The organism is Actinomadura sp. 6K520 (genome assembly GCF_004349245.1).
Lineage (GTDB): Bacteria > Actinomycetota > Actinomycetes > Streptosporangiales > Streptosporangiaceae > Spirillospora.
In genome coordinates this window covers 1-2,726 of the sequence record NZ_SMLC01000352.1, presented here as the reverse complement: position 1 = coordinate 2,726, position 2,726 = coordinate 1, and the positions used below count along the sequence as shown (strand labels likewise).

The following is a 2,726-nucleotide window of genomic DNA, read 5'->3' as shown; positions in this document are numbered from 1 at the left end:
AGGTGCCGCCCTGGATGGGGTTGGGGAACTCCACGACGTGCGCCGCCGCTTCGGCGAAGGCGCCGCGCAGGACGGCGGTGAACGCCTCGTCGGGGGGCTCGTTCGACCACAGGGCGAAGACGCCGCCGGGGTGGATCCGCGCCGCGAGCCGACTCAGCGGCCCGTGCTGGTAGAACGCCGCATGGGTCGGGTCGAGGGTGTGGCGCGGTGAGTGGTCGATGTCGAGCAGGACGGCGTGGAAGCGGCCTTCGGATGTCCGCGAGTCGGGTCTGGCCGGTGACGAGGCCATGGCGAAGAAGTCGCCGTGCACCAGCCGGCAGCGCTCGTCGGTGGTCAGCCGTTCCCCGAGCGGCACCAGTCTGGCGTGATGCCAGTCGATCACTTCGGCGAGCGCCTCCACCACCACCAGCGAGCGCACCCGCGGCTCGTCCAGGACGGCGTCGGCGGTGAAGCCGAGCCCGAGACCTCCGACGAGGACGTCGAGCCCGCCTCCTTCCGCCGCGGCAAGGCCGAGCCGGGCGAGTTCGGTCTCGCCGACCGTCCACAGGCTCGACATGAGGAAGTCGTCATCGAGCTTGATCTCGTAGACGTCCACCCGCAGGGAAGGGTCCCGGCGCCGCCGCAGACTGAGGGCGCCCATCGGCGTCGGACACCAGATGAGTTCCTCGAACAGTGCGCCCGTCACTTCCCGTCCCCCTGTGCACTGGATGATCGACGGCGGTCGCCGATGCGGCGGTCTCGACGGCTCGCAGCCCACCGACTCGCTGCGGAGCCGGAGAGTGAGCGGGCGGAACGCCCCGCATCGCGCTTCGCTACCGGAATATACCCTTCCGTAAGAGGAGAGTGGACGCCGGTGCTCTCCAGACGCCGAAGAGCCGCTCGGGACCTTGCAACGACCGGTCCTTCACCGATGATCCGCGAGGTTCTCGACCGCTCCGGCGCGGGTCTCCCGCTGCGGCTCGTCCCGTGGCTCGCCCTGGGTGTCGTGCACGTCGGCGACGACGCAGGTGACGTTGTCGGGCGCCCCTCGTAGGTAGGCCGCGTTGATCAGTTCCTGGACGGCGATCGCGGGGTCGGCGCAGTCGGCGAGGAGGTTGCGCAGCCTGTCCTCGGGCACGGTTCCCGACAGGCCGTCCGAACAGAGCAGGTACCGGTCTGTGCGCTGGACCTCGTGCATGGACAGGTCCGGTTTCGCGGCGCTCATCGCGTCGAGCGCCCTGGTGAGCACGGAGCGGTGCGAGTGCCGGGCCGCCTCCTCGGCGGTGATGTGGCCGTCCTGGACCAGGCTGTGCACCATCGTGTGGTCGGTGGTGAGCCGGTGAAGTCGGCCCGAGCGCAGCAGGTAGGCGCGGGAGTCTCCGATGTGGGCGAGCGCGATGCGGCGCCGGTCGAGGAGAATCGCGGTGAGCGTGGTTCCCATGCCCGCCAGGGCGGGTGAGCGGGTGACGTTCTCCCGCAGTCCTCGTCCGGCGGCTTCGACGGCCTGTTCCAGGGCGGCCATGGGTGTGGCGTCGAGGGATCGGTCCATGCGGGCCAGGCAGTTGATCGCGATGGAGCTCGCCACGTCGCCCCCGGCGTGACGCCCATGCCGTCCGCGACCGCGAGTAGCCGGTCGCTCGCCAGGGCCGAGTCCTGGTTCGTCTGCCGCCGCAGCCCGACATCGGAACCAGCGGCATGCCTGAAGGAGAACATCTCGCGCCTTTCCGGGCTTGTACGGGGCGTGTGCCTGTGCGGCGACAGGGTCCGCGGGGGACCAGGCCGGCCTGTTCGCATCCGCCTTGCTGGCACCAAACCTTACTCTAACGTGACGGAAGAGTATTGAAGTTGAATCGGGAATCGTTGCGCGCCGGGGTTGGTGCGCTGTCTGGCCTCGATGCTGTGCCCGGCACCTGGCCTCGGCGGGGCGATCCGCAACTCGCTGATCGTGTCGTGTGCGGCGGGTGGATGTCCCCGCGCCGCCGCGAGCACGCCATGCAGGCGGCGGCGCGAGGACGATGCACGATCGGCGAATGTGCCTCCGGCCGACCGTGCCTGCAAGATACTCTAACGTAAGGTTAGATTGCTACGAAACCGGGTGTCAGGTGGTGGGCGGATGCAGATCGGCGAGGTGGCTGAGCGGACGGGGTTGTCGCTGCGCACGATCCGCTATTACGAGGAGGTCGGGTTGGTGACGCCGTCCGCGCGTACGCGCGGCGGTTTCCGGGTGTACAGCGAGACCGACACGACACGACTCGAACTGATCAAGCGGATGAAGTCGCTGGAGTTCACCCTTGAAGAGACGCGATTGCTGCTCACTGTGCTCAGCGGCCTGGCAGCGGAACCGACACCAGCGGAACGGCGGGACCTGGTCGACAGGCTGACCACCTGGTGCCAAGAGATCGACTGGCGATGCGCACTGCTGCGCGAGCGGCTCCAGATCGCCGAGGGCTTGGCCACCGGTCTTGATCGTAAGCTCTCGGCCTGGACGAGATCGCCGCAGGCGTCGACGCCGGGCCGCCCGCCGGCCGGGTCCGCCGGGCCGTCCGGTTCGAGTGATGAGGCGGAGTACGAGAGGGGGTCGCGGTGAGCGGTGGTACGGGCACGGCGCCGGACGTGGTGGCGGAGGCGGCGCGGCGGCGGACGTTCGCGGTGATCAGTCATCCGGACGCGGGCAAGTCCACGTTGACCGAGGCGCTGGCGTTGCATGCGGCGGTGATCGGGGAGGCGGGGGCGGTGCATGGTAAGTC

The 2,726-nt window shown here is 69.4% G+C and carries 3 protein-coding genes and 1 pseudogene; 2 read left to right on the top strand and 2 right to left on the bottom strand.

Annotated features, from left to right (window positions below; genetic code table 11):
* Together E1289_RS37185 and E1289_RS37180 are read right to left on the bottom strand one after the other, a co-directional pair.
* Positions 1–640, bottom strand: a 640-nt coding sequence (locus tag E1289_RS37185; RefSeq protein WP_131988821.1) for a spermidine synthase, incomplete at its 3' end; no start/stop codon positions are given.
* A gap of 264 nt (positions 641–904) precedes the next feature.
* A complete protein-coding gene (locus E1289_RS37180) occupies positions 905–1,564 on the bottom strand; it encodes a protein phosphatase 2C domain-containing protein (RefSeq protein WP_243713464.1) in 660 nt (219 codons plus the stop codon).
* Between the two features lie 510 nt (positions 1,565–2,074).
* Between E1289_RS37180 and E1289_RS37175 the strand changes: the two are divergent.
* Positions 2,075–2,425 (top strand): annotated as a pseudogene (locus tag E1289_RS37175) (MerR family transcriptional regulator); the annotation flags it as partial.
* Between the two features lie 137 nt (positions 2,426–2,562).
* Positions 2,563–2,726, top strand: a 164-nt coding sequence (locus tag E1289_RS37170) for a GTP-binding protein (protein WP_207929414.1), incomplete at its 3' end; no start/stop codon positions are given.